Source organism: Candidatus Kryptoniota bacterium (assembly GCA_036567965.1).
Taxonomy (GTDB): domain Bacteria; phylum Bacteroidota; class Ignavibacteria; order Kryptoniales; family JAKASW01; genus JAKASW01.
The window spans coordinates 1-26732 of sequence record DATCTN010000022.1 but is presented as its reverse complement, the minus strand read 5'-3'; the positions used below and the strand labels follow the sequence as shown (position 1 = coordinate 26732).

Here is a 26732-nt window from a genome sequence, read left to right as displayed (position 1 = left end):
CATTGACTATGAAAGCTTGAACTCGACCGCATTGAAAAGTATATTTTTCACGTGAGACTACAAATACCGGCGTTTTCCTTACGAACAAGACTCACCGCCCTGGTGGTGCTTATACTTTTCGCGGCGGGGCTCCTGATAACTTATTTCAACTCGGTTACAACCGAGCGAATGTTGTTCCTTGACGCGGAGGACAGCGCCGAGCTCATCGCGGCTGAATTTAATCTGGCCACAAGCACATCTACAGAAGTAGAGCCGTCCATTCTTACCGCCAACGCACGACTCGCTCTCAGGCTGCTTCCCGACGCAGAGTTCATCGGATTTTTCAAGAAAGTCGGACCGGATTCAATAGTTCTTGCAGCCAACGCGGGACGGACACTCACGAAAGCGGAGTTGGAATTTCTCCGGACGACTTTTCTCAAGAGCGGAAATGTAAAACCTCCGCTATCGGCGGTCAGAACCGGGAGTTCTCTATTCTCGTACTCGATTCTGCGGTTCGGTAAAGATCAGATCTGGGGATACGCGCTTACTGAAATCACATTGAGCAAGGTGAGGCAGGTGGTAAGACGAAATCAGGAGACGGGTGCGATCATAACGCTCCTTGTGAGTGTGCTCGCTTCGATACTTTTGCTTTTCGCCATGAGACTCACTTTCCTGAAGCCGTTTGGAGACCTTGCCGGGGCGATGCGCGACGTAGCGGGCGGCAACATGGACGCGCGATTCATTCCCTCCTCCGGAGAGGAGTTCAAGACAATCTCAAGAATCTTCAACAATATGATCGGAGATCTCAAGAAAGCCCACGAGATAAACCGGACTAAGATGCTTGAAAAAGAAGAATATAACATCAGGCTTCAGAAAGAGATTGAACTTGCTACGAACGAACTGAAACAGAAGACGACGGAGATAATTTCACTTCAGGAACGACTTCGGTCATTCGAATCACAGGCGGCGCTCGGGAAGCTCGCAACAAAACTTGCACATGAAGTCGGAAGTCCCCTGAACGCAATCTACGCGTCGGTCCAGCTCCTTCTCGAGAATGATATTTCATCCGAAGAAAGACGAAAGCTCGGTGTGATCCAGCGGCAGGTCGAAAATATGATTTCCATCATCAATCGAGCTCTACAGGCAAGGAAGATTGCGGTCCCCGCGAAGATAAAATCGCCGGTAAGGAGTTTAATCGACGAGGTCAAGTCCGTCATGGAATCTAAGTTGAGAGAGACTTCCATCAGGCTTGACGTCAGGCTCGACACGCCCGAACTGGTGCTTAATGCCGACCCCGTGCAGATTCAACAGGTGCTCATCAACCTCATCAACAATTCAATCGAAGCGATCACCGCTAAAAGAAGAAACGGCCGTCAGGAGACGATAGGTCTCAGAGTGTATGAAGAAAAGGCCCAGGGCGGATCGCAGATCCGAATCGACGTCGAAGACAATGGGGGCGGCGTGTCTCAGGATATTGTTGGACAATTGTTCGTCGACTTCATAAACAGTAAGAAGCCGAACGGCAACGGAATAGGACTTGTGATATGCAAAGAAATAGTCGAGAGTCATGGGGGAAAGATCTTCCTCGCGCGCACATCCGAGACTGGATCGACATTCTCAGTTCTCCTTCCAGGAGGCGCAAATGAAGGATAAGATTGCTGTCATTGACGACCATGCCGACTCACTGGAGCTATTGCGAGAGGCGCTCTCCCCTCAATACGATGTCGAGACATTTTCAGATCCGGTGATGGCACTCAGGCAAATTACTTCCGGTGAATTCTCTGCTGTCGTTACGGACGTCATGATGCCAAAACTGAACGGGGTCGAACTTCTCGGGAAGCTCGTTCAAACATCGCCTGACCTGCCCGTCGTGTTGATCACCGCGTTCGGGACTCTCGAAGGTGCGGCGAATACAATCAAAAGCGGGGCGTTCGACTATCTAAGTAAGCCGCTCAACTTGAATGAGATCAGGCTGGTCGTTTCCAATGCCGTCTCACACTTTCATGTGACCAGAAAAGGGAAAAAATTTCCCGATGAAGGGGCCAGCGAGGTAAAGACCTCTAACGTTGTCGGTCGCAGCGAGAACATGCTTAAGGTCTTCAAAATTATCGGCAGAGCTGCTCCGACCAACTCAAGTATTCTTATCCAGGGTGAGAGCGGCACCGGAAAAGAAATTGTGGCGAGATCGGTGCACATGAATAGTCCGCGCGCGGAGAAACCATTTATCCCGATAAGTGTTGCGGCGATTCCGGAGCAACTGCTGGAAGCCGAACTTTTCGGGCATGAAAAAGGGGCTTTTACGGGAGCGCTCTTCGCCAGAGACGGTCTCTTTACAGAGGCGGAAGGCGGAACACTCTTCCTCGATGAAGTCGGCGAAATTCCACTGCAACTTCAGCCAAAACTCCTCCGCGTTTTGCAGGAACATGAAGTGAGGAGGATCGGCAGCTCCGTTTCACGAATAGTCGATGTAAGGATAATCGCTGCAACCAACAGGAATCTTTCGGAGTTGGTTGCGGAAAAACTTTTCAGAGAAGACTTGTTCTACCGCCTCAGCGTCATCAGGATCGAACTCCCACCGCTCCGGGAGCGGCGAGAAGACATACCGCTTCTTGTCCAGCACTTCATAAACAAATACAATCGCCAGCATAACAAAAGAGTGACGGGCGTATCCGATGAGTTGATGGCAGGAATCTACGAATACCCCTGGCCCGGAAACGTGAGGGAGCTCGAGAATTTCATAGACCGCGCTATCGCTCTGTCGACAGGACCGGTCCTCTCCCTTTCGGAAACTGACCTCCCTGAAATCAGAATTCAGTCCCAATCGTGGACGGATAAACTTCCTTCCGATATCTCACTTGACGATCTGGAAATTCAGTACATGCGAAAGGTACTTGAACAACACGATAACGATTATGTCCAAACGGCGCGCATCCTCAAGATAAACAAGAGTACGTTGTACAGAAAGCTCGGCAAACCAAGGAAGTGAGCCGTCCCGTCTCTAAGATTTTCCTGGCCGTTCTTGCCATTTCACTGGTTCTTCCAATCAACGCTCCGGCGAGATCGTCGCGCTCCGAAAGGATCCTGAATAGACAAATCAACTACTTGGTCCGCAAATCCAAGATGCCGAGGACCATCATGGCGATAGAAGTATATTCGAGACGGTCGAGGAAGATCATATTCAACTCGAATTCCCGACTTCTCATTCATCCTGCGAGCAATTTGAAAATCATTACCACAGCCTTCGCGCTGGACAGTCTCGACGTAGGATATAAATTCCGGACCATCTTCGGGTACCAGGGCTCTCACACAAACGGGACGGTCGACGGAAATATTGTCGCGATCGGAGGCGGAGATCCTATCCTCAGCGATAGCGACTTGAGCGTTGCTGCGGCTGCGATCAGGCGAGACAGCATCACTTACGTCACAGGCAATCTCGTTATCGATGTTTCCAAATTCGACTCCCTCGAGTGGGGCGAGGGCTGGATGTGGGACGACGAGCCGGAACCGTTCGCGATGTTTATTACTCCCGCATCCGTAGACCATAATGTGATATCGGCTCTTCTAAGTCGTGACAGCCTGACTGGAAACATTTCCATCGCTCTCCAACCCAGATCAGACTTCGTCGATGTGATATGTACTGCGACGCGGGATACCATTGACAGCGTGACAGCCACACGGAGAACGATCAAGGGTAAAAATACTATCATTGTAGGCGGTAGGTATTCATCTCGATTCCGCCCCACCAAGTACGAGTTCTCCGTGCGACATCCGACAGAGTTCTTCGGAACGCTGTTCAAAGACGCACTGACCCGAGCTGGAGTGACAATCGCGGGTAGTATGTCGGTAACCAGGTATACTCCGCAAGTTACCGGAGTCAAGCCCTTATTCAGCATCGAACACTCGATGGATACCGTAATCACGTACATCAATAAAGAATCGGACAATCTCGGAGCTGAATGCTTGATTCGGTTGATAGCGGCAGACAGATTTGGAGAAACCGGCAGTGCCGAGAACGGAATCAAGCAGGAGACGGATTTTCTCAGTGACTGCGGAATAGACTCGAGCCAACATTACATCGTCGATGGGTCAGGTGTGTCACATTACAACCTCATCACACCCGCTGCAATCGTTAAGGTACTTCGGCTCATGCTTAATCCGCCAGATTCCGTCAGGGACATCTTTGTTCGCAGTCTGCCGATTGGAGGAGTTGATGGCACTCTTTCGGACAGAATGCCGTTCGACAGCTCGTCTCACAGGATATTGGCAAAGACGGGCTCAATCAACGGGGTAAGCACGCTGTCAGGGTACGCGGTAATACCAAGAGATACTCTCGTGTTCTCCATGATGATGGAGAGCTACATCGGCGCCTCGAAAGCAGTGCGCGACCTGCAAGATCAGTTGTGCAATATTCTATTCTACTACAACGGAAGCTCTCGCTCCTTCGTCCGCGCGCTGAGGAAACATCGGCTCGGCACGTATGAGAATCTCCCGATCCACAAAAGAATGGCGCGTTCTCAGGCGACGAGTAAAGCACCTCATCTATAGCTCAAAGATCCCAGGCAGATACCTTGGGATCCGAATTAATCACCTGCCCCTGAATTGGGTACTTGGTGGTGAATCAATTTGTCGAACCCCGTCATCCTGAATTCGGTTCAACATCTTTTCCTGGATCCCGAAACGAGTTCGGGGTGACAGAGAGGAATGAAAATGAGTCACTACTCCGCACGCCCCATCTTTGATAAAAGATCAAAATCTATTAAATTGATGCCGTTCGCAAAGAAATTCATTACGCTGGCGTAGCTCAGTTGGTTAGAGCGCCTGACTGTGGATCAGGAGGTCATGGGTTCGAGTCCCCTCGCCAGTACAGAATTCAGACCCGCCAGAAACGCATCCCCCCTTTTCGTGCATTTCGAACCGTACAATTTACTGTACAGCACAAAGAGTCAGGGTGCAACGTGCATCCGTTAAGACGCAGAGGTATTTACTAACTGGATTACTTCGATGAAGTTGAGAACCGTGCTCGCAGAATCTTGACAGAGACAAGACGGTATCGGGAAGCCCTCCAATTCCTTACTGAGTTCAACAGGAAGCTGAAAGCCCGGTCACTTCCATTCCTTGCGACATTCACTCGCATCGAATCTTGTCAAGCGGGGAGTTCCGATTGTGGCCGTGAAAGATCTCTTAGGACACAGCGACATTTCGACAACAATGATTTACGACCATGTTCGCCGTGAGGCCCTGGCGAATGCTGTCAAGATGCTGGACGTTGATTCTGAATCGAGCAAAACGCTGTAAACGCACTCGATTGCCTTCTATTTCGCCCAGCGTTTGCATTCGTCCTGGTACTCTGGTAAAATAGTGCCAGAGGCAAAACTTGCGAGTAGTAGCGACAGTTTCATCTAACCAGTACGGTTGCCGATTTGTAGGTATTGTTTCGAAGAGGATTCTTCTGATAAACGTCATGGTACAGTTACAATCCCTCGGATGCTTTTCGGAAGGGGAAAGAGGAAGTTATTTAACTTGTTTAATGGAAAGCAACGTTCTTATGACCCACTTGAAACGGCCTACAATTTCCCGATCCGTTCGAGGACGAACCTCCAAGGAATTGGAAAAATGAATTAGGACACTTAGAGGAGACTGACAAAAATATGAAACAGAAATCTTGGGAACGGAAGCCCGGACAATTTAGGCGCAGAAGGAAGGGACCTCTCATTGCCATAAGCGATGATGAGCCTACGCTCCTCCTCTTACTGGCAAGTGAACTTGAGGCCGAGGGATATGATGTTATCGCCCTTGAAGACAAACGAGAGTTGTTAAATAAACTAAATGTGATTAAGCCGGACGCTGTAATTACCGACATTTTCTCACCGGGCATGGACGGATTTGAATTCATCAAGGAGGCTAAGGAAAACCCCTTGACAAAGCATATTCCGATCATAGCAGCATCTGGCTCGCCGGATCCTCCCGACAGAACTCAGATGTTAAAACTTGGCGCAAGTGACTATATATCCAAACCATATGAATTAGGCAAAATACTTGATTCGCTTCGTCGAGTCCTCAAACACGAGCCTGGCTCATCTGGAGGGAAAGCTGGGCCCACTTGACTTGCTGATATACGCCATGGTACAGTTTCATTAACTCGCTTGTTTCTCCCAACGGAGAGGCTGTTTGTTTTCGAGAAGTCCGGGCGGACTTCACAGACAGCCATAGCCTAATAGTTTCATCGCTCGGGCTTTTCTTTTTGACTCTCAAAGTGCTAACCGGCATGTATGATCCGATGTACAATTTCCGAAAGCGGCGCGAATTCACAAGCTCGGTTAGTTAGAGCGCCTGCCTGTGGATCAGAAGGTCATGGGTTCCCTTGCCAGTACAGCATTCGCGGTCTCAAAAAGAAGTCGTGCCGCGGATAGAGAACCTACAAGTGAGTGCGGCATGGAGCCGGAAGCCCTGCTCGTTTCGAGACGTGGTCGAGATGCCGGTTCGCCCTCCGAGACGGTCAAGTACCATGATACGTAATTCAGCCGGAGCCTGATGCGCCTTCCGCGAAATAGACGGCGTAGAGTTGCAAATCGAGCCTGCCTGCGCGAAACGCTTCGTGCAGGCAGGCGTCGATGCTTCGGGTTGGCAGGCACAGTTGCCAGTTCATTTAACCAACAGTAATTTCTTAATTTCAGAAAATGATCCGGCTGTTAAGCGATAGAAATATACTCCGCTCGGCAGGTTGCCTGCGTTGAAAGTTACGTTGTGAGTGCCTGCGTTTTGACGTTCATTGACGAAAGTCTTTACTTCCCTTCCGAGCACATCATAGATCTTTAATGACACAAAGATGTTTGCCGGCAACTGGTAACTGATTATGGTGCTAGGATTAAATGGGTTCGGGTAATTCTGGCTCAGCATAAACCGGTGAGGGGCTTCACTAGATGGTCGCACCGCTACCGGAACAAGAGAGACAACGAAGGTTCCATAATATTTCGAAGTCATTCCAAATGTGCCTCCGCTACCGACGTAAAGATGACCGCCATACACTCCAAGCGCTGATATGATCGTGGAATCCCTTAATCCTGGGACTGAGAGAGCATTCCAACTTGTTGAATTGTTGTTGATGTAATAAACACCATGCTCGGCGTTAAGAGTGTCGATACAATATGTGCCCGCATAAAGATTCGAACCATCGGTTGCAAAGCATGAGACCGGATTTGTGGCAGTATTAAATACGACCTGGGTCCAACTTTTTGCACTATGCGCTTTACGAAAAACGCCATGATATAGAGTACTGACGTAGAGCATCGTGTCCAATTGGGCAATGCACAGAATATCCCTATTGGGTAAATCGTAACTAATGTCTGTCCAGGTCGTACCGTGGTCGGTCGACTTGAAAATCCCTCCGCTTCCTAGTCCCCTTGTGCCTTCTATAGGCATATCACTAGACAGAGTCCCTGCATGGAGTGTTGATCCACTCACAAGGAGCGATGTGACAAATGAAGAATCCGTCATAGCACCGGAGTAGCACGAATCCCAATTACCGCCGGGGATAGCGCGCCAGACTCCACCAAAGCTAGGACTCTGACTTTTGAGGTCACTACCAGGAAGAGCGACGAATACATATGTACTGTCCCATGCAACCGAAATGACTGAGTGCGATGGAAGTCCGTTGGAGTTGTTGTAATTGCCAGGGATGCCAATTTTTGACCATGATCCGTTGTACTGCCAAACCCCGCCGTCTGTACCTCTGTGATTCACGTCGGTGCTGTCTAGAGCATCAATACCGGCAATCAACGTATTGCCACCCGAGGTGAAGCTGATTACCACGTTATCGCTTCCCTGTATCTGTGCTGAAAGCGAAGGACCGGAAATCGGAAACACTCCGCTATCATAAACAGCCTCATAAAAGCCTGATCCTAAGAGTGCGATTCCGGTAACGGCGCCATGTTGGGCAAATCCTCCTGAAGGTTTGGTCGTGTCAGTCTGGGCAATGGTATTTCCTGCTAAGAGAAGAAAAACGACGAATGCTGTGGCAGAATTTTTCATGGCAACACCTCTTCCTTTTGTCGTACAGAACAATGCAGTCATCCACTAATTACCTCGGTTAGAAATGAAATTGGGCTTAGGCATTTAAGTGAAGTCTTGCTTAAACATCCTTGATTTGCGCGCCTGACGAATCCCCCATCTGATTCAAGCTGTCAAGTTCCGATCACTCACCCGACTTTGCCCTAATGGCTCGCACGAATTTACCCGAACACCTGATCTTAGCCAAATCCATCGGAGATAATCAGACGGCAGTGCAACTGGAGAGTTGAGAGTTTTAGAATCATGCCCGTGTCTTCTCAGGGGCAATCCTGCGGTAACCGTCTTTGGGTACTGTTCTCACGAAGCAGCCGAAATGTTTTGGTTCCTCGAGCCGGCACGACCAAACCAGCTTTCCGTCGAGTACAGTGATGTCCGGACAGCCGTCGCACATGTTCTGTCCGCCGTCCTCCATCACATCTATCGGTTGGATTATCATGACCGATTGGAAGTGAACTCGACTGAAAACGCGAAACGGATTCTTCAAAAGGAATCGGAGATATTTCCCGAGGGACTTCCTGGCTCCCTTGTCAAATAATGATGCTGCAGTCATGGCAGATCTTCCCCGTCTTAATGTTGACGGACTGCCGTAGGCGAGGTACTTCCCGTGTATGAAATGATTGAAAGTCTGGACAAACTCCATGAACCTTCGTCCCATGTAACCAAACACTCTGCGTTTCGAGCCCGCTCGGAGAGTAAAAAGCCACTTGAAAGAATCAGCCTTTTCTGTTCCGTTCAGGTATCCGCATGGTTCGAACTCCGGGAATCTCTTTCTAATCTCAAGAACCACGTCTGGCGCCATGATGTCCACCTTGAGTCGCTCCACGGACGAATAAAGCAATTCGTTCATGTTTATCTTAGTGCCGCCCGCATACCAGTCCATCGGAATCTGCGGGACTGCCTGGCGGAATATGATGAAGACAATCACGTTGACTATGTCGATGTGACTTGCCGCCCATTCAACCAGGTCCGGAACATACTTGAGAGTATCCTCATAGACGGTTGAGTTGAATGCGCATGAAATCCCTCCTACCTCAGCCAGCATTTCGGCGTACTTGAGCCTGAGTTCATTGAGCTCCAATTCACTCTTGTTCTTCCATCCCGGACGATTCTGCTTGCTGTCAATGTGAAATGTGAAGCCATACACGCCGGCTTTTTTGAGCTCGCGGGCGAGATCGATATTGAGCGCAAGACCATTTGTGTTGATTATGGGTTTTATGCCGCGTGCAGCAATTTCTCTGACAATATCAATTATCTGGGGATGCATGAGAGGGTCTCCCCCGGCAATTGAGATACCGTCAGTCTTCCTGAACTTTGTGAACGTGTCTATTTCGTTCCGGACCTGCTCCAGCGTTTTGTGTGAAGAGGTCACGTTCTCCCTGTAACATCCTTCGCATGAAAGGTTACACTGCGATGTCGGTTCCAGCCACGAGATTGCATTGTCCGGCAAAGTCCACGGCACACGATATAGTTGTCTGTGGTCTACCACGATCGATTCCATTATGGCACCCTCCTGATGTCTTTGATTTTGTGCGTGCGCATTTTCCTGTGACAACGCGGTCGTCACAGCAGAACGTTATCGCCCTGACCAAGGTCAGAATCTCTGAACGAACGGCGCTTGATTACTAATCTATCTGAAGATGTCGCTTACTCACTGACCCGCATTTGACCTTATGATCCGGCATCAGGTCCTCGAATTAGGTAGGTGATGTTGCTTATTAGATTTTACGGTCGCGTATCTGAAAAGTCAAGGGGAGGTAGTGTCTCAACTTACCCTCACGTGTCATTCCCGAATGTTCCTATCGGGAATCCAGGACAGAGCCTGACTGGATTCCCGCTATAAGCATGTCCCGACCGAAATATTCTATATATCGGGATCCCGCAAGGCGGTGACGGGAATGACATGACTGTTGGATCGTCGGTACTCCTGACACGGCGGCGCGCAATCCAGGATTTCAAGCTGAGACACTACCCAACGGGAAGAGGTCGGAGCTGACTTGCCCCCGATTCACGTGCCAGTCCTCTTTTATAAAGAGGCCTTACGATGCTTTCCCAAATTGTGCGACAGAAGGAAGCATTCCGCTCGGAAATATGTACTTGTGGATCCAGGGATCCGTACTCTCCACTTATTGCAAATTATCAACAAGCTGAAGCAGAAAAAGCCCGTCATCTTTGAGACTTCTGCTCAATTATCCCGATATCGTTATTTATGTGCATGTAGAATACGCTCATCGGAACGTTTGGAAAGTCACCGACCGTTAACCTTCACTTGACATTTTCACTTATTCGCTTCAGCATCTGATTAACACATCTATCGAACAATTGATCGAGCAACACCATCCGTGAACATTCGGGATTTTCAAGAGTTGAGTCCGCTGATATCGTATCCCGATATATTTCATGCCCACTTTTTGTGACTGTGTATTCAAATCCAACGGAAGCCACATAATAAGAACTAAAGAATCGTGAACTTCCAATTAGAGGAACTGTCAGAGCGGTTCCGACATAAAAATAAGTAGCATCATTCCTAGCTATCGCAAGGATAGCCCCACCGAAATAAGTTGTGAGACCCAAACAACCAAATATCAATCTCGCTGCACTGGGCACCGAAGCACTTTGGAATCTATTTATTCTTCCAGAGAGCTCGTAAACAGCATTATCAGATAGGGTGAAAAGATTGCTTTGGACTACTTTTGTTTTTATAGTGGACAAAACGAAAGCGCTGATCGAGGGCGTGAACTCGAGCGATCTATTTTCTTCATCTTCCGGTTTTGCGTCATTAAATACGTTAACCTTTACCGTTCCCAAATTTGAATAGACTTCGCTTCCCTGCGACGAATCATGAAGTAATGGTACTACCTCCGCACAGCCCATAACTAGTGACAAGAGCGGTATGCAAATCAATACTCCGAGCTTATCCAATTTATTTCTTCTGGGGCTGCTCACCGTCTTTGGAACAGGAGTGAATCAGGAATAGTGGTCATCGGCAAGCCTTGAGTCCTGAAGTACACGTCCAACTCGTCTCCGCCCGATGCCTGGAAGAATTCAACTTTAATCGAATGGTATCCCGCCGCAAGCGGAACGACGCCGGATTTTTGTATCACGCCGTGCAGTTGATCATTGTCGACGACAAGCCGGTTATCAATGAATAATCTGCTTCCGTCGTCCGAAGCCGTAAAAAAAGTGTAGACTCCGTCCTGCGGGATCTTGACATAGCCTGAGTAAGTCGCACCATAGTTGACAAGCGCTCTCTGAGGCGGAAGCCCAAAGTTGGGCATATTCCCTTCACGTACCGGAACAAGCTTTGAAAAATCCGGAAGCTTCTCCCAGCTCCCTTCAAAGTATTTATAGCTCACTCCTGGCGAGAGCGAGTCAACCGCGATCGCTGGTTCCGGAGAGACTCTCGTAAATGTCTTCGTCGACACCTCGCTCACCTGCCGCCCTCCGTGAAAGCATGCGGCAGTGATCAATGCCGTAGATGATAGCAGTATCGGTCTGTTCGCGAGAGGAGACGAATTGACCGGGAAAGTTCCATCGATCGTGTAGCGAACGTCCGCGTTTTCTCCGCCGGATGACAACACTACTTTGACTGTATCTATGAAGATGTCGTGCTCAGATTCAATAAGCGGCGGGTTGAATACGACAGGCTTTCCGGAAAAGTTTAGCACGACTACACTCGCGACCTGATCAGGAGATTGTGTGGGGACACTAATAACAATTGAATCTCCGGCCTGAATGACTTTTAATGCGTGCTGGTGCTCGTCGGAAAGTAAATAGCTGGTTCTCGGTTTTGAATAAAGCCCGTCGAATACCAGCTTTCCATCTGCAGGCCAATTGAATACGGTCAGGTATAGATTGTTTTTCTTTTCTGTACAGCGGCCCCACGGAAGCTGAGTCGTGAATGGACCGGCAGATGTCCCATATATCGCCTCGCCGTTCACCTTAAGCCACTTACCCATTGCCTCAAGTCGCTCGACTTCCTGTGAAGGAATTATTCCAAGGTCAGTCGGCCCGACATTTAACAGGTAGTTGCCTCCCTTGCTCGCGATATCGATGAGGTTGTGAAGCAATTCACTTGTTGACTTGAAGTTCGAATCGCTCGAGTTGAATCCCCAGCTGTCATTGATGGTCATGCACGTTTCCCAATCGTGTCCGGGAATACCGTTCGGCGGAATTTCCTGTTCCGGGGTTTCATAGTCCCCGGCGCCGATAACACGATTGTTGATGATCAGTCGCGGATCCAATTTCCTCAAGTACTGATACAGCTCGACTCCATCTTTGCTCGTCCATCCATTCATCCATCCCCCATCGAACCAAAGCACTGCGGGATGATATTGTGTCATGAGCTCCTTGAGCTGCATTTTCATATACCCGACATATTTTTCTTTCTCTCCAGGATTGAAGTGCGTCGGGTTGTACGACGGGTGAAGCGAATCAGGTTTGTCGGCACCCTGGAAAGGAGAATGCCAGTCCATAATCGAATAGTACACGCAAAACTTGATTCCATGTCTGCGGCAGGCGGCACTTAGAGCTTTGAGAGGATCCTTTCCCCACGGTGTCGCGTCGACAACGTTATACTTCGTCGCGGCCGTCTTGAACATCGAAAATCCGTCGTGATGTTTCGAAGTGATGACGAGGTATTTCATGCCTGCGTCGTGAGCTATCTCGGCCCATTTGTCGGCATCGAATTTGGTCGGATCGAATCTCGCGGCATACTTTTCATATTCTGACCGTGGGACTTGTGCGTTGGTCATGTACCACTCGCCTTGAGCCGGGACGGAATAAATGCCCCAGTGAATAAACATTCCAAACCGCGCCTCGCGCCACCAATCCAGTCGAGCCCCATTGGTAACACTGTCAGCTTGAAGAGGAGACGCCGCTATTGTACCACTATCAAGACACATTATTGCCAGTAATAAGCTGAACATTACGAGAACAATTTTGCTGATGCGAGTGTTCATGACTTCCCTTTCGGTTTCTTGCCGAAGACTTTTGCGCGGCACTTAACTGACTTTTTCCCTTTTGTTATATCCTTTATCGTGGTACGGTCCGAGTTTCTCCAACCACCAATCCTCAAGTACTGCAAGCTCATCGGAGTAATCGTACCGCGGTTCGTCTTTAGATTTAAGGAAATCGACGATTTCAAATGAGAACTTTTCTTCTCCGAGTTTCGCGAAATGTTCCTGGAGGGCTCTGTTCATGTGTGAACCAAGTCTGAGCTGGAACCTACTGCCGTTCAATTTTCCATGGAGGTTCTTGCTGCTGCCGATGAAGATTTTGCCGTCGAAAAGATTCTTTATCTGGTACATTCCCATCGGCTGCAATGTTTCCTTGTATTGCCGTCTTATCTCTTTCTTATTCATAAGTTGTTCTCGTCATTCTGTGTTTCATAAAATAACCCTTTGTAAACCTGGAAGACAGGCATAATGAAAAGGGATCATCTTCGAGAATGGCAGCTCTGATTGGATTCCGATAATGGTTATTCTCCGCGGATGCCTTCCGCAGCTGCTGTTCCGGGCCCGTTCAAGTCTAGGGAAGCGTCATCTATCACGAGTACCCAATCTCCAGCCGCCGGAGGATTGAATTTCTGGAAGCCAGCTGTTGGGTACTCACCGATCTTAATTCCCCGCCCGCTCCCGGGACTGTACCACCATGCGCGGACCGATTTACCGGATATTCTGCCGAGATCGACCATAATCTCGCGTGCTGTGGGAATATAGACGATCATCGTTCCGCCCGTGGAAGTCCTGGCTGCGCACGCGTAAGTAATATCACCGAACGCTCCGCGCCCCGAAACATCACAACTCGAGTCAGGAATAAGGTCCTGCCACGATCGTGATTCAAAAAGATTGAAACAATACTTCGCTTCCCACATCCCCTGGGTATTCATCAACGGTTTCCAGTTCTTGAATATGTAGCACTGGTTGTCAATCGCGCCCGGGCTGAAACTCGTTCCCCTGCACCCACAAAGAATCCCGTCGTAATTTTTTCTGCGGATCCACTGGTGATCGAGATTGTCTATCGTGTCGGGAACGTCGTTCTCATAACTCTGGTCAAGTTGGAATATCATTTTTCCCGATCCATACTTTTCGAGCTCTGTCCTGTACTGGGGACCTGCACTCCCGAGGAATCGTTCCGTCCAGTTATACATTCCGTTGAGGTCCAAATACGACGCGTAAGGTTTATTGTCGAACGACCAGTGATTTGCAGACCAGTGAGCGGTCCAGAGATGATGATCGTTTTCTTTTATCCCCTCGATTATGTTTTTCATGTGCTCGTACGAAGGACCGTCGGCATCGTTATCGCCTCCGGCGACCCAGATAATGTTGGCAAAATTCTTGTAACGATTCCCCAGGAATCGACCGTAAATCCGGCTCTTGTCCGGGCTGTTGTTCTTGTCTCGCAACTCGTCCCACCAACCCTGATTAGGATCTCCGCTCCAGCCGAGGTAACACGCCACGAGAAGAACAACCATTCCTCTTTTCCCTGCCATGTTCAGCACTCGATCGACGTGACTGAAGTACACGGTATCGTACGTCGAAAAGTCCCAGTGGACCTTAAAGGGCGAGATCCCGTTCCAGTCAGGCGGCTTACCGGCAAACCTGGTATCGTATGAGATCACGCTGACAAGAAGAGTGTTGAAGCCCTTGCTCCCGACGCTGTCCATGAAAGCAGCCTCGTCGGCTTCCGACAATGATTGTATCAATCCCCACGCTGAGATTTCCTTAATCAGAAATGGTTTGTCGTTTTGGTCGACAAGGTATCGCCCATTCGCACTCAACCTCAGAGGAAAATCAGGGAGAGCGCAGTACGCTGCGACCTCAGCGCAGAGAAGAATTGTTAACGTGATCAGTGTGGCATGATGGATTTTCACGACATCACCATGAAAATGAATTACACATTTGAAAGATGCAGCAGACGATCACTTCGAAGCATTGGATTCAAAATGAGAATCGGCAAATCTCATGAACAGATCCATGTCGTACGACGTCAAACCATGTCTACCTTTTCTCATATGATATCCGATGAAACTCCCGACCTGGCTCTCGGGCGGCGGCATTTCTGACACGTTCATTCCCTTTTCTCCGAAGAGTGCAAAAACAGACTCGGCGGCTTTTGCCGCGAGAAACGTTCCGCGCGGATCGCCCCACCAATCGTCTTCAGCCGTGGAGAGATAAACAGGTCTCGGTGCCATAAGGGCAATCAGCATATGCCAGTCGACGGGCAAATCGCTCACACGATCATTGAATTTCTTGAAGTTGCCGTTGAACCAGTGGGGAAACTGCTCGTTAATCAGCCGGACGGTTTCACCAAAACCACGACGGACGATCGTTGCACCGCCGCAGCCTGACTCGCACGAAAAGACAATCGCGAATCGCGTGTCGAGCGCGCCTGCCCACATCGCTGCTTTGCCGAACCTGGAAAATCCCAGGATGCAAATCTTATTTGAATCAATATTCTTGTCCGTTACCAGATAATCCATTACTCTGCTCGCGACCCACGACCATGCGGCAATAGTTCCCCACTCATCCGCGGTCGCTTGTTTGCGATCAGGAGGATCGAAGAACTTCCTGATGCCCTTTGTGTAAGCGCTGTCTTTATCGTCAGGTTCAATTTCGCGCGCGTCATATCTCACCAGTCCATAGCCTCTACTGAGAAGGAGCGGCGCGTCCGGATACCATGTGGAAACGACGAAAACAGGAACAGGTTTCCCGGTCCTCGGAAGAACGATTTCAACATCGAGTTTCGGCCAGAGATCATTCTCAGAGAAATAAAGAGTGACTCTCTTCGTGATGGATGAATCGGTTACCTCGCTATCCGGATTCACAATCCAATGAAAATGTTCCGGCCTTCCAACTGCAGGTTTCCCGTAGACATATGTCTCGAACAGGTTCAACAACTCGGGTCTGCGTTTCTCAATCCATGCAATTGTATCGTGGACACCCTCACCATTAGAGAGAATAAGCGGATCAGGAAGGTTGTACCGCGGGACCCGGGATTCATCGTACATGCCCCGAGGATTGCCGTCGGGGACTTTTGTCTGCTGGGAGAAAGACATTCTTGAAGGAATTATAATCAATAGTACCCAGACTGCGCAATCAAAAATCAGATTTCTCAAGTTCGGTATGTCCCCTTATGATTTTAGTACAAGTGCTTTTCACTTTGTCTCCTCATGCAAAAGCTGTCCCAAATGGAGGAGTCATTCTTGCTCACAAAGCCAGCGCAATGCGGATTCCCGATCTCTAATCACCTTATGGTTTCGTCTCCGCGTTGTCAGGAGAAGCAGCGACATTGCAGTTGACTTGAACCTGCCGAATCCCACAAACGCGATTGCTTTCATATATGGCCCGTTATTCGCAGACATCTTCTTCAGCGACGAGATGACGACTTCATTTATTTTCGTCCCCGACAAATCGATTAACGCCAGAACAGATTCTGGTTGGTTCGAGTGTGCCAGCTGAATTGCAAGATCCGCCAAACCTGGAACACTGCCATAATCGCTCAAGTGGGAAAGATCGACCATCATGATCCTTTTGCCGCCACGAGAAATATAATCAACCTGAGCCAATATCATCCTCGATCAATTCAAAAACGCGTGACCTGATTTTACTTCTCGATGGAAAGTGGCGCATGGCTAAAAGGAGGTTTTGCGAGCGATGCCAGTGAATCGAGAACGAATACGACGGGGCCAGGAGTCCCATCTTTGTTCCACGCGTCTCTTTCCGGTGCCCAGTACATAACTCCAACTCCACGAGGCGATTTCCTCACTGTATTAACCAGATCCACCATGAATTGCAGCCGTCCTTCCGAATTAATTGGCCACAACATGTCTTCATTATTTTGAACCCTCGAACTGTCGTAACCGGTTTCGACCACAGCGAAGTCTTTATTATATCGATTCGCACAATTGACCATGTTGGATCGCAGGCCTTCAAGTGTACCATGGTGCCACGGAGGGTAAAAGCTCTCTGAAATTATGTCGTAGTCAACGTGAGCTGCTTCCAAATGATCGAAGAACCATTTTGTCACAGGCCAATTTCCTCCCTGATCGATATGAATCGCGATACGGGGCGGCGTGTTGCCCGCCGCAGACATCACTCCTCGTATTCCTGCCTTAAGAATTCGAGTCAGGTGATCCCACTGCTTTGAAGCGTCGTACGGTTCAGGTGGGTTGTATTGAGTGGATCCAGGAATCTGGACTTGCGCCACCGGCCACAACGTTCCCCTGGTAATCTCGTTCCCGACTTGCACCCAATCGGGCATCGCGCCGGCATTCTTCAGCCGGGTGATGACATCCTTTGCATACGATTCCACTCGATCAACAAGCGAATCGAAACTGAGTCCCTGCCATGCGACAGGAATTTCCTGGTGTTGTGGATCGGCCCACGTGTCGGAGAAATGAAAATCCAGGAGCAACAGCGCACCGGAAGCTTTTATTCGTCTCGCAAGCGGGATAGTATTCGCAAGCGAATTGTCGGGCGCTTTTCTCACAGGTGACACAAAGACGCGAAGACGAAACGCGTTCCAACCATGGTTGGACAAGATCGTCAATTCGTCGCCCGGTTTTCCATTCTCCTGGTAAGCCGGCAACTTCGCGTATCTCCCGAAGCCCGGTGCGTCGAGGAAAGAAATGTCTGCGCCCAGGACAAACTTGCCCGCCTGCCCGATCTTCTTATTCTCCGGAGCGAGTGTCACTTCATATTCCGGTGAAGCCGTGACAGATTTCACGCCGGCAACCTGGGCCGCTCCATCGAATGATGGCCACATATTCTCCGGAATATATATCGGCGCATCCTTCCGAAGAGGGAGTATTTTTAGATCGAGTCCATGTGCGAATACGTCAGGACCGAACCGTTTCAATCCGATTTCCCATGTTGTGCCGTTAAAGAAATTGTCATCAAGCATCAGGTCTCCCGAGTAGAGTCTACCCACATCTCCAGTGTACCTGATTTTCAGAAACAGATCGCTGATACCCGGAGGCATGACTTTTGGCAATGTCACTCTCCATACAGCGGCCTGTTCGAACGTCGAATCGTCCGGTGAAGCTGCCACCGCGCCATTACGCCAATCGAACGCTCTTCCCATTTTCACTGGCGGAACATTTCCTGCCTTGCGGATTTGTTTGAGTCCCGCCGGATTTTTCGCCTGCTTGATCGACGCGATAAAGTGGCTGAATATGCCTACATCCCTCTTCTCGATGAGAGGAAAATTTGAGGCAAGCGTATTGCTGATCTTGGGGAAAACCAATACGGAGAAGGCGTTGGGATCACGCGATCGCAGGTGGATCGTGTCGCCGCATGCGAAGACCTCCGCAGATGTGATGAGCAGATGTTTACGACCATCGAGCCGCAGCTCCCACGAATCGTATGCTTCTTCCTGAGAAAGGAGGACAACATGGACAATATGTCCGGAAGAAGTCTTGATCGTAATCGCATCTGCTGTCGACGGACCAACCCCATCGACATGCATGAGCGAATCCTTACGGAGGACTGAGCCCGCAGGCGAATGCAATGAACTTACATTCGATTCAGCGAAGACAAATTCTGCTTTACGAAACGGAGATGCCATGAAGAAATAGTACGAGTCATTATCGTCGGAGAACTTTGCGAAAGGTTGGGCGGTCGCATATTTCAAAAGCGCTCCACCCAAGTCGAGATTGACGGGCCAGAAGAAAAAGGATTGCGACGGGATATCGACCGGCGCGTCAGGAACTGAAATTGTTTCTCCAGGTAGTTCAAGACGGACCTTCACCCCTTTCTGTTCAGGGAGCGGGTAACTCCGGAGGTAGTTGTTGAAGAACAAGAATCCCCTGCCGCCGAATGTGCGGGCGGCGATCCGCAAAGTGGTCGTGTCGCGCGGACCGGATGGAACAACGTCAGGCATAACTCCCGCCATCGGGGCAAGTTCCGTTCCGAAGTCGTGAATGAACTGGTGAAGAGCTTTGAGCCTGCGGAAGGTGCCGTTCATCTGCCCGAACTCGCCGAGCGGCGCCTGGAAATCGTAAGATATTACAGGCACGTCATTCGGATAGCCGGTCGATTGCGATTCCTGAAGTGCCGTCAGTTTTCCCTGCGGGTTCGCGCCGCCATGGTACATGTAGTAGCCTAATAGGTTCACGCCTGATCCGAGCGCACTGAGTGACATCGCAGCTATGTCGTCAGGCGAGACCACCACCCGCCGATGATACGTATCTTCCATCCCTCCACCTATCTCAGCGGTGAATCTCGGATAATGTGAATACTGCACTTCTTCGGCTCCGGACGGTACACCCTGCATGATTCCGGCAGTCCCGATGGGTGTTGCGACATGAAATTGGAAGACGCCCTGCGGATCAGGCCGCATTTCCCCTCTGGCTCCGGACCACGGCTCGTCGGGATAACCGCCGTACACCGGAATAAATGCATGAGGAGGAATTACAGCGTTGTCCCAGCCTGTAACGGTATATAGTGGTACATCAAGGCCGGCTTCAATAGCCATGCTCTTCAGTTTCAACAGGTACGCATCGCCCCCGTTTGGGGCGCGGTTCGCGTACTCATTCTCGATCTGGATTCCGATTACCGGACCTCCATCTTTCCAGAGCAAACCTTTCAGCTGATTTCCGATTTCCTTGTAAAATATTTTCACGTAAGAGAGAAAGGTCGAGTCGTTTACGCGTATCGGACCCTTTGCAATGAGCCAATCTGGAAACCCTCCATTTCTCACTTCGCCATGCGCCCACGGACCGATTCTTGGGTAAACATAAAGTCCTAACTTTGAGCAGAGCTCCACAAACTTTCGAAGATCACGCCGGCCCGACCAGTCAAATTGTCCTTCGACTTCTTCGTGGTGGATCCAAAAAACATATGTGGAAACAATCTGGACGCCGCCCGCCTTCATTTTCAGAAGCTCTTCTTCCCAATATCGTTCAGGAAAACGGCTGTAATGGAATTCACCCATCACCGGAAGCCAGGGCTTGCCGTCAAGCACAAGGTAGCGGCTGTTTACGGACAGCGTGCTGCCGTCAGGCGAGTTACCGGCATCGCTGCTTCCCATCTCGAGGTAACCTGTTTCCGGAGGCGCGATGCGATCCGTCGCATTGATCGTAAAGACTCTCTCCGATTGCGGCAGAGTCTGAGCGCATGCCCGGGATAACGGTGAGAACAACGTAAACATAATCACTGCGGCGGCAGGCAACGTGAACTTGAACCAGTCAGAGTGAGGCATGGCATCCTCTTTATTATTCTTGGTCGCTTCAAAAATCAGACAATCACGCTGGAATTGCAAGCGTGTGGAAGAAGAGTGCATATAGATATTGATAACGTGGTTCCATCGCTCTGTGGTGAAGCCAAAACCCTCAGCCGAGTATTGAGTTTTCGTTGTTCCGGAGTTTAACTCCGGAACTGGACAGGGTGAGACAGTTGAACTGTCGTACAGCGGAGGCTTTTTATCCTGGTTCCATCGCTCTGGAACCCAGCTGTAAAGCCGTTACTGATTCCCTAATGAGTCAAGGTAGCGGCAGTCGGTAACATTTGGAATAATCGTACGCACACAACGAACACAAATTGCCCTTGTCCGCGGAGCCTCGGGCGTCCTTTTGTTACTCCTTCGGATAAACGAAGCCCGTGCTTTCTTCCTTCATCTTTATTGGACGCACTTCGATTCTCGTGTTGGGGTTGTATTCAAATTCCGGATTCGCCTTCGCGATAGAGATCGCTTCGTCCAGGTTTTTCGCACGGAGATGGTAGTATCCGCCTATGTATTCTCCCGACTCGTTGAAATTCCCATGCTTCCATTCGCCCTCCGAACGTGACACAATGTTTCCGCCCCATTCAATCGGTTGCGCGGAAAGCAATTTCCCTTCTTTCTTCAGACGCCCGATGTAACTCTCGCACGCTTTCAGGAATTTCTGGTGTTGATCGGGGGCAAGAGTTAGCTCGCTTCGGTTCCGTTTACGAATGAAGAAAATGAATTCCTGCATCATCGTCCCTCTCTCTCGCGTGAGTTGATTGATCAGTTGCAGCATCGTGCATATAGCGTCTCAGATCAGGTTGTACGGATGCTGGGACGCTTCGGTGCTCTCCACCTGAACAATCCGGCAATGCAGGAAATTCCATTCACCTGGTTCAATCGCTCTGCAACGGATCCTAAATCGAGTCCATCTGGCAGTACCCAATTCTTTGCGCAGCACCGCATCGTGGAGTTACAACGAAGGGAAATGTGAATTGAATCGGGGAACCCGCAGAGAAAGCCTTCGCAGACCTCCGTGCAGGTTCCCCAAAAGGAATGATTTACTTAAGCACTACAAGTTTTCTTGTTTCCGTGAACGAACCGGATTGTAATCTGCAAAAATAAATTCCACTCGGCATTCGGGAAGCATCCCACATCCTCTGATAATGTCCGGGAGTCATCTCTTCCGAGACTATTGTTGCCACTTCTCTTCCGAGGAGGTCGAATATTTTCAATGTCACGAAACTCTTCGATGGAATGTCAAATGATATTGCCGTCGAAGGATTAAATGGGTTGGGAAAATTCTGACTTAGCGCAAACGCCTCAGGATTGGTTTTTCCAGAAATGGATACTCCTGTTGCGGGCCCGTACATCCCCTGAAGAACCGTGCCTAGCTTGCCGACGAAGAGAATATCTCTGTGGCTTGCAACTCCGATCTTCGTCCAGTCCGTACCATTATTTCCCGGAGTCCACGACGCGCCGCCGTCATACGTGACGCTGAAGTTTCCGGCTGCCCCGACAACGAAGCCTGTATCCGCTGTTAGAAACTTGACGTCTGATACCGCGTTCCCGCCCATCATCGGGTCTACTTCTGTGAATGAGCCGGCGCCGTTTGTCGTTTTATAGATCTTTCCGTTCGAGCTGCCGACCCATGCCTTGCTCGCATCGAAAGCAAAGACGCATGTTCGGTTCCCGCTGACGCTCCCTGCCGGATTGGCCCATGTAGCTCCACCATCGGTGCTCAAAATTATGTTCACTCCGTCGGACCATTCCGCTATCCAGATCGTATTCGCGTCGGGAACAGAGTAACCGCCGATAACATCGACGTACGGGCGGGTAACGGTCGTCCAGTTTTTTCCTCCATCTGTAGTTTTGTAGCTGAACGGCGAGGTGAATGATCCCGACCAGCCGACCGAAGTGTTTGCGAATTCGAACTTCGGGTATGAACTTCCTGCGGGCGCGCTGCCTCCGTTCGACGCCCATGTTGCTCCGTAGTCGGTGGTGGTCTCGAGACCTCTTGTGTCTCCGGCATAACGTATGCCGCTGCCGCCGCTGAATATCCTGACAAAGTTGACCGGGTTAGTGTTTGACACTTCGGACCATGACGCGCCTCCATCGGTGGTGCGGAACAACGAGTTCGATGTCGCGTCGTTCGGGTTCACGAGAAAGAATCCGCGCTGCGAATCGGAAAAGGTTATATCGACTGCGTCTTTCCCTGTGAAAGAGATCGATCGCGATGTCCACGTGGCTCCGTCGTCGGTCGTTCGGTAAATAACTCCGTTGCTGCCGCACACTATGCCGGTAGTCGAAGATGAAAAATAGGCACAATAGAAATCGCCGGTGATAGTCGGTCCGTTATCGGGGTTTCCTCCTATCCAAGGATTTTTGCTGTTCCATGTTGCGCCGCCATCAGTGGTCTTGCTGACCACGTTTCCCTGACCTACTACCCACATGTTGTTTGCATCAACGGCGCAGGCGTACCTAATGTCTCCTAAAAGTCCGCTGCTCGCCGACGGCCAGGTGCTTCCTCCATCGTTACTCTTTATTACAGTGCCGCTGAGTCCGAATGAATACATCACCGATCCAACTTCAAAGATCGTGTGGAGATCGTTTGTTGTATTTGTGGTCTTGGAGCCCCAGATGGATCCGCCGTTAACTGTCTTCAGAATTGTTCCTCCGGCGCCTGCAATATATCCCTCGGTGGCGCTTGTGAAGCAGATGCTGGTCAACCACTCTGTGGTTCCACTGTTCTTCGAATCCCATGAAGTTCCACCATCGGTAGTTTTGATTATCATTCCGTTATCCCCGCAAGCCCAGCCTGTGCTTGTCCCCCAAAAGCAAATATCCCAGAGAGAGCCCGCGCCTGTTTGAGTAACTCCCCAGGTTGCGCCGTGGTCGGTGGTACGGAGAACCACACCATCTTGCCCGCAGATCCAGCCGTTGTTCGCATCCGCGAAATATACGGCGTAAAGATAGTTAGGTACACCTGACCCGATGGTCGTCCAGGTCAATCCTGCGTCTGTCGACCGCATAATCAGCCCGCCGCCTCCTACGGCCAGATATTCGGTCGTCGAAAACGGCCACACATCGAAGATGGCGTTCCCTGTCGGCTGCGGATTACGCCATACCCAATTCCACTGAGCATTCGAGAGCTCCACATTGAATATGACGGAGACGGTCATGATGAGAAACAGTAGTTTGGTTTTCATATATCCTCCAGCAATGTGATGAAAGTTTGCAGGACTGTATAGGCAGCCATCGTCTGCTGCTTCGAGCCCTTCATCCGGATCCACGACGACCTCTGCAAGTGTCGTCTGAATCATGAAATGAAGAGAGATGCCTGGATAAAATTATTCAGGAGAGATCGGAGATGAGACAATTAAAGCTGAGGGTGTCTCTCCATTCCGAATCTGGCATTACCGAATGAAGACTGGATATTTCAGTTATACTGTTGTACCGACGAAGGGCGTCTAATGCCGGATTGAATGAAATCGCCAGCGGGTGTAGGATGGAGGTTTTTGATTGCCCTGTACTGGTTGCTGATGGTAGAAGCTTGATTTAGCCGAGCCCTGACGTTCTGCCATTGATCCATATGCCCTTCGAGAAGAATGTAATGTCTCAGTCAGGAATATCCAACAATCCGCAGTCACGAGCGGTGGAAGAAGAAAAGGAAACTGGAAAATCTGGTTCCATCGCTCTGCTGCGGGAACTTTTAAGTTGTTCCGGAGTTGAACTCCGGAACCGGACCATGTGAGATATTTCAACTGTCGCACAGCGGAAGTATTGCAGTTCCGCCCTACTTCTTGTTCTGAATATTCAATAACGGCGTCAGCCTCTGGTCGTACGGCAGAATGATTGTCGAGTTGTTGGGACTGTTCACCAGTTCCTTGAGCTGACTGATGTAATACCACTGCAGATAATTCTGCGTCAGTCCATTGTTGATTATTCTTTGAGCATCCGCAATGCCCTGAGCCTCGATCGCTTTTCGCTGCGCTTCCTTCTGAGCATACTGTATGGTGTATTCCATTTGCTGCGCTTGCTGAGAGGCTTTAAGTTTTGCTGCAATAGCATCGCTAACGGTTGCCGGCGGTTCTACGTTTCTGATGAGCACGTTGTCCAAAATTACGCCCTTACCGGTCAGTTCCTGCAATAATAATTCAGTAACCATCTTGGTATAAGCGTCTCTTTGGAGAGACATAACATCGCTCGCATCAAACTTGGTAGCGGCATTTACCAGCGCAGTTCTGATGGCCGGCCTCACGATCACTTCTTCGTAATTCAGACCGATATTACTGTAAACATTATTTGCCTGCGATGGATCTAAATGATACCAAACTGTGACATCGAATTTCAGAATAAGTTGATCACGCGATAGCGTAGCAACAGCATCATCACCAGTTCTGTTGCCTTCGCTATTGGCTGAAGACATAGTATAGTCTTTCGTCTGGATAGACATTTTATAAACATCAGTCAAAAAGAATATCGGATGAAAACCAGCCGAAAGAGATTGTGAGCCGACATTGCCGAATAATACAGGCACGCCGACATAACCCGGCTCGATGACTGTGAATGATGCCGCAAGAAATACTATCACTGCCAATCCAAAACTCAGGAAGCCGAGTCTTTTGATGTTCGCCCCGAATCGGGGGTCTGACGACTTTGCCGTCAGCAGCGCAAACCCGACGACAACGAACAACACTGTGAGGAATAGAGTAGTCATGATCTTCTCCTATTTGTAATTTTATTTTTGAAACACAATGGTAAGCCCCGATAATCTATCAGAGTGCAATGAATTGGACGTCTGTGAGTGCCCTCAATGGTTGCGATGAAGAAAATATATCGCAGGCGACAGGAAGAAACAATGTGGCCGGTGCTTCCCCTATCTCTTGGTTACACGCAACCCCATTGGCTGCAGGTTCGAATTTTCGTAAGTAAACCCGCCATCAACCGGATGGGATTGCGGATTGACATCCAGGTATTCCGGATATCCGTAATCGGCATTATAACGGATGACGAGCGAATCGTTCGTGGAATTTCGAATTAGACTGAACAGAGAATCAACAGACCTGTAGAACGGATACGATACAATCGCGGTATCAGGGATTGTAGTCACTCTGAAAACCGTATCAGCTACGACCCAGACTCGCACAAGAATACCACTATAAGGACAAAAGCACGATCGTCTTTGGTCGATCGTATAGCCGTGGGGATTGCGCAACTGCCACAGCTCGTAGGGAGTTTTCCATGGGGGCTGATTTGTAGATTCCTTATTGCACGACGAGGAGAGAATTAGTAACAATCCCGCAAAGACGAGGAGAAGTTTTCGCGGCCAAACCTTCGAGATAATGGTCAGTCCATCGCCTCCGAATGCTCTCAAAGATTTCATCCAGATCCTCCTGCCATTAGCCGTGGTCTTGCGCAAACACTGTTTGAAAGTGTTGTAGTATCTATCATTATGGCCTCTCTGTCGGCCCGAAATATTTAACGGCTGGTTCCCAACTTTACTGCCTCCCTTACGAATGGAAAACTATGAGGGCGTCGCGAGCGATGCAAGGCACTTACCAATCCTGATGAGTCATGATAAATCAGGACAAGAGAATGGGAGAGTGTCTTCTTCGCCCTCATGCTTCCGCAACTCCTTCCACTTTGTCATTCTGAGTGCCGATGCTCCGCCATCGGCACGAGGAATCTCGAATTGATGAATGCCCCAGTGTGCTTGAAACGATGGCGCGGTTGCTCAATCGTACCACCCTTCGCTGAGGTCATTCCACTCTTGATTCATAGATCGGATGAGTTCGATCTTCCTCTTTCTGGTGTACCTCTTTAATTGTTTCTCCCTTGCTATTGCCGCCGTCACATCGTCAGTCTCCTCGAAGTACACCAACCGGTCCACATGATACTTCTTGGTGAAGCCCTCGTTCATCTTATGCTTGTGCTCGTACACACGCCTGACCAAGTCATTCGTAATGCCTGTGTAAAGGACTCGGGATTTGCTCGCGAGAATGTAGACGTAGTAAGTCTTGCTCATGTCATATACCTTTCTCCATTGCCATGTAGTCCCGATTGATTGGTGTATCCGAGATCCCTCGTCCCGATTGCAAAACGTCGGGACTCAGGATGACAGAACAGGAGAGGTGTGGAGCGTAGGGTCTCAAGACGCTTCTGGGAGGGAGTTGTACTCCAGGCCCAGCACGCAAGCCGGCATGTTCAGGCGAAGCACTCAACACCGATTATCGTATCCTCTCATGAAGTCAACTTATCCACTCAAACGGAGTACAACTCCTGCATGTCCTTCAGTTCGGGAGTCTAACTCCCTCACAGATTAGGGTCGTGATGCGGCATGTTGGCCGCCGTTTCGGGATTCGGTTTCCCAAGAAAGAAGGTAATGATGATAACGGCAATTATGTTTCCAATAAGCGCCGACTCTAATCAGCTGTCCGCCATAGTTCGATGAGCCACTTTCCTTTCTCCTTCATAAAGAT

At 49.7% G+C, this 26732-nt stretch carries 18 protein-coding genes, 1 tRNA gene and 1 pseudogene; 6 read left to right on the top strand and 14 right to left on the bottom strand.

The annotated features are described in order from the left end of the window. Nucleotides 1–51 precede the first annotated feature (51 nt). From VIS48_09690 to VIS48_09665, 6 genes and pseudogenes are all read left to right on the top strand, one after another. Nucleotides 52–1632, top strand: a complete 1581-nt coding sequence (locus VIS48_09690) for an ATP-binding protein (protein HEY9166418.1) — start codon at nucleotides 52–54, stop codon at nucleotides 1630–1632. Beyond that, complete coding sequence (locus tag VIS48_09685) at nucleotides 1622–2965, top strand: sigma-54 dependent transcriptional regulator (protein HEY9166417.1); 1344 nt, start codon at nucleotides 1622–1624, stop codon at nucleotides 2963–2965. The genes VIS48_09690 and VIS48_09685 overlap by 11 nt, the downstream gene beginning before the upstream one ends. After that, nucleotides 2962–4524 carry a D-alanyl-D-alanine carboxypeptidase/D-alanyl-D-alanine-endopeptidase gene (gene dacB / locus VIS48_09680; protein ID HEY9166416.1) on the top strand — a complete coding sequence of 521 codons (1563 nt, stop codon included), beginning with the start codon at nucleotides 2962–2964 and terminating at the stop codon, nucleotides 4522–4524. The genes VIS48_09685 and dacB overlap by 4 nt, the downstream gene beginning before the upstream one ends. Nucleotides 4525–4769: 245 nt before the next feature. Further along, nucleotides 4770–4843: transfer RNA gene (locus VIS48_09675), tRNA-His, on the top strand. Between the two features lie 248 nt (nucleotides 4844–5091). Beyond that, nucleotides 5092–5274: pseudogene (locus VIS48_09670) on the top strand (tyrosine-type recombinase/integrase). A gap of 353 nt (nucleotides 5275–5627) precedes the next feature. Then, nucleotides 5628–6083: a response regulator gene (locus VIS48_09665; GenBank protein HEY9166415.1), complete on the top strand. Its 456-nt coding sequence runs from the start codon at nucleotides 5628–5630 to the stop codon at nucleotides 6081–6083. A gap of 538 nt (nucleotides 6084–6621) precedes the next feature. Here VIS48_09665 and VIS48_09660 read toward each other — a convergent pair. The 14 genes from VIS48_09660 to VIS48_09595 all read right to left on the bottom strand — a co-directional run bounded on the left by VIS48_09660 (nucleotide 6622) and on the right by VIS48_09595 (nucleotide 26278). Beyond that, nucleotides 6622–8007 (bottom strand): T9SS type A sorting domain-containing protein, encoded by a 1386-nt coding sequence (locus VIS48_09660; GenBank protein HEY9166414.1) that lies wholly within the window; start codon nucleotides 8005–8007, stop codon nucleotides 6622–6624. Nucleotides 8008–8287: 280 nt separating this feature from the next. Next, on the bottom strand, nucleotides 8288–9544 hold the full coding sequence (locus VIS48_09655) for a radical SAM protein (protein HEY9166413.1): 1257 nt from the start codon (nucleotides 9542–9544) through the stop codon (nucleotides 8288–8290). A gap of 764 nt (nucleotides 9545–10308) precedes the next feature. Beyond that, complete coding sequence (locus VIS48_09650) at nucleotides 10309–10965, bottom strand: hypothetical protein (GenBank protein ID HEY9166412.1); 657 nt, start codon at nucleotides 10963–10965, stop codon at nucleotides 10309–10311. Between the two features lie 20 nt (nucleotides 10966–10985). Next, on the bottom strand, nucleotides 10986–13004 hold the full coding sequence (locus VIS48_09645; protein HEY9166411.1) for an alpha-L-fucosidase: 2019 nt from the start codon (nucleotides 13002–13004) through the stop codon (nucleotides 10986–10988). 42 nt (nucleotides 13005–13046) lie between these two features. Further along, the gene (locus tag VIS48_09640) at nucleotides 13047–13406 is read right to left on the bottom strand and encodes a GIY-YIG nuclease family protein (protein HEY9166410.1); all 360 of its coding nucleotides are present in this window, start codon (nucleotides 13404–13406) and stop codon (nucleotides 13047–13049) included. 116 nt (nucleotides 13407–13522) lie between these two features. Next, a complete protein-coding gene (locus tag VIS48_09635; protein HEY9166409.1) occupies nucleotides 13523–14917 on the bottom strand; it encodes a DUF4038 domain-containing protein in 1395 nt (464 codons plus the stop codon). 48 nt (nucleotides 14918–14965) lie between these two features. Then, entirely contained in the window at nucleotides 14966–16162 is a 1197-nt protein-coding gene (locus VIS48_09630) for an acetylxylan esterase (GenBank protein HEY9166408.1), read from the bottom strand. A gap of 81 nt (nucleotides 16163–16243) precedes the next feature. Then, entirely contained in the window at nucleotides 16244–16612 is a 369-nt protein-coding gene (locus VIS48_09625) for a hypothetical protein (protein ID HEY9166407.1), read from the bottom strand. Nucleotides 16613–16650: 38 nt separating this feature from the next. Next, the gene (locus VIS48_09620; protein ID HEY9166406.1) at nucleotides 16651–20247 is read right to left on the bottom strand and encodes a glycosyl hydrolase 53 family protein; all 3597 of its coding nucleotides are present in this window, start codon (nucleotides 20245–20247) and stop codon (nucleotides 16651–16653) included. Nucleotides 20248–20620: 373 nt separating this feature from the next. After that, nucleotides 20621–21046, bottom strand: a complete 426-nt coding sequence (locus VIS48_09615; protein HEY9166405.1) for a YciI family protein — start codon at nucleotides 21044–21046, stop codon at nucleotides 20621–20623. A gap of 265 nt (nucleotides 21047–21311) precedes the next feature. Then, nucleotides 21312–23459 carry a YCF48-related protein gene (locus VIS48_09610; GenBank protein HEY9166404.1) on the bottom strand — a complete coding sequence of 716 codons (2148 nt, stop codon included), beginning with the start codon at nucleotides 23457–23459 and terminating at the stop codon, nucleotides 21312–21314. A 587-nt stretch (nucleotides 23460–24046) separates the two neighbouring features. After that, a complete protein-coding gene (locus tag VIS48_09605) occupies nucleotides 24047–24970 on the bottom strand; it encodes a prohibitin family protein (GenBank protein HEY9166403.1) in 924 nt (307 codons plus the stop codon). A 159-nt stretch (nucleotides 24971–25129) separates the two neighbouring features. Continuing rightward, nucleotides 25130–25636 (bottom strand): DUF6174 domain-containing protein, encoded by a 507-nt coding sequence (locus VIS48_09600; GenBank protein ID HEY9166402.1) that lies wholly within the window; start codon nucleotides 25634–25636, stop codon nucleotides 25130–25132. A 351-nt stretch (nucleotides 25637–25987) separates the two neighbouring features. Continuing rightward, the gene (locus tag VIS48_09595; protein ID HEY9166401.1) at nucleotides 25988–26278 is read right to left on the bottom strand and encodes a GIY-YIG nuclease family protein; all 291 of its coding nucleotides are present in this window, start codon (nucleotides 26276–26278) and stop codon (nucleotides 25988–25990) included. Nucleotides 26279–26732: the final 454 nt, after the last annotated feature.

What these genes read in the sequence shown, in the direction of transcription:
- VIS48_09660 (HEY9166414.1), bottom strand. Translation starts at nt 8,007, where the DNA reads ATGAAAAATTCTGCCACAGCATTCGTCGTTTTTCTTCTCTTAGCAGGA.
- VIS48_09610 (HEY9166404.1), bottom strand. Translation starts at nt 23,459, where the DNA reads ATGAAAACCAAACTACTGTTTCTCATCATGACCGTCTCCGTCATATTC.
- VIS48_09600 (HEY9166402.1), bottom strand. Translation starts at nt 25,636, where the DNA reads ATGAAATCTTTGAGAGCATTCGGAGGCGATGGACTGACCATTATCTCG.
- VIS48_09615 (HEY9166405.1), bottom strand. Translation starts at nt 21,046, where the DNA reads ATGCTGCAACTGATCAATCAACTCACGCGAGAGAGAGGGACGATGATG.
- VIS48_09605 (HEY9166403.1), bottom strand. Translation starts at nt 24,970, where the DNA reads ATGACTACTCTATTCCTCACAGTGTTGTTCGTTGTCGTCGGGTTTGCG.
- VIS48_09595 (HEY9166401.1), bottom strand. Translation starts at nt 26,278, where the DNA reads ATGAGCAAGACTTACTACGTCTACATTCTCGCGAGCAAATCCCGAGTC.
- VIS48_09620 (HEY9166406.1), bottom strand. Translation starts at nt 20,247, where the DNA reads ATGCCTCACTCTGACTGGTTCAAGTTCACGTTGCCTGCCGCCGCAGTG.
- VIS48_09665 (HEY9166415.1), top strand. Translation starts at nt 5,628, where the DNA reads ATGAAACAGAAATCTTGGGAACGGAAGCCCGGACAATTTAGGCGCAGA.
- VIS48_09685 (HEY9166417.1), top strand. Translation starts at nt 1,622, where the DNA reads ATGAAGGATAAGATTGCTGTCATTGACGACCATGCCGACTCACTGGAG.
- VIS48_09655 (HEY9166413.1), bottom strand. Translation starts at nt 9,544, where the DNA reads ATGGAATCGATCGTGGTAGACCACAGACAACTATATCGTGTGCCGTGG.
- VIS48_09645 (HEY9166411.1), bottom strand. Translation starts at nt 13,004, where the DNA reads ATGAACACTCGCATCAGCAAAATTGTTCTCGTAATGTTCAGCTTATTA.
- VIS48_09640 (HEY9166410.1), bottom strand. Translation starts at nt 13,406, where the DNA reads ATGAATAAGAAAGAGATAAGACGGCAATACAAGGAAACATTGCAGCCG.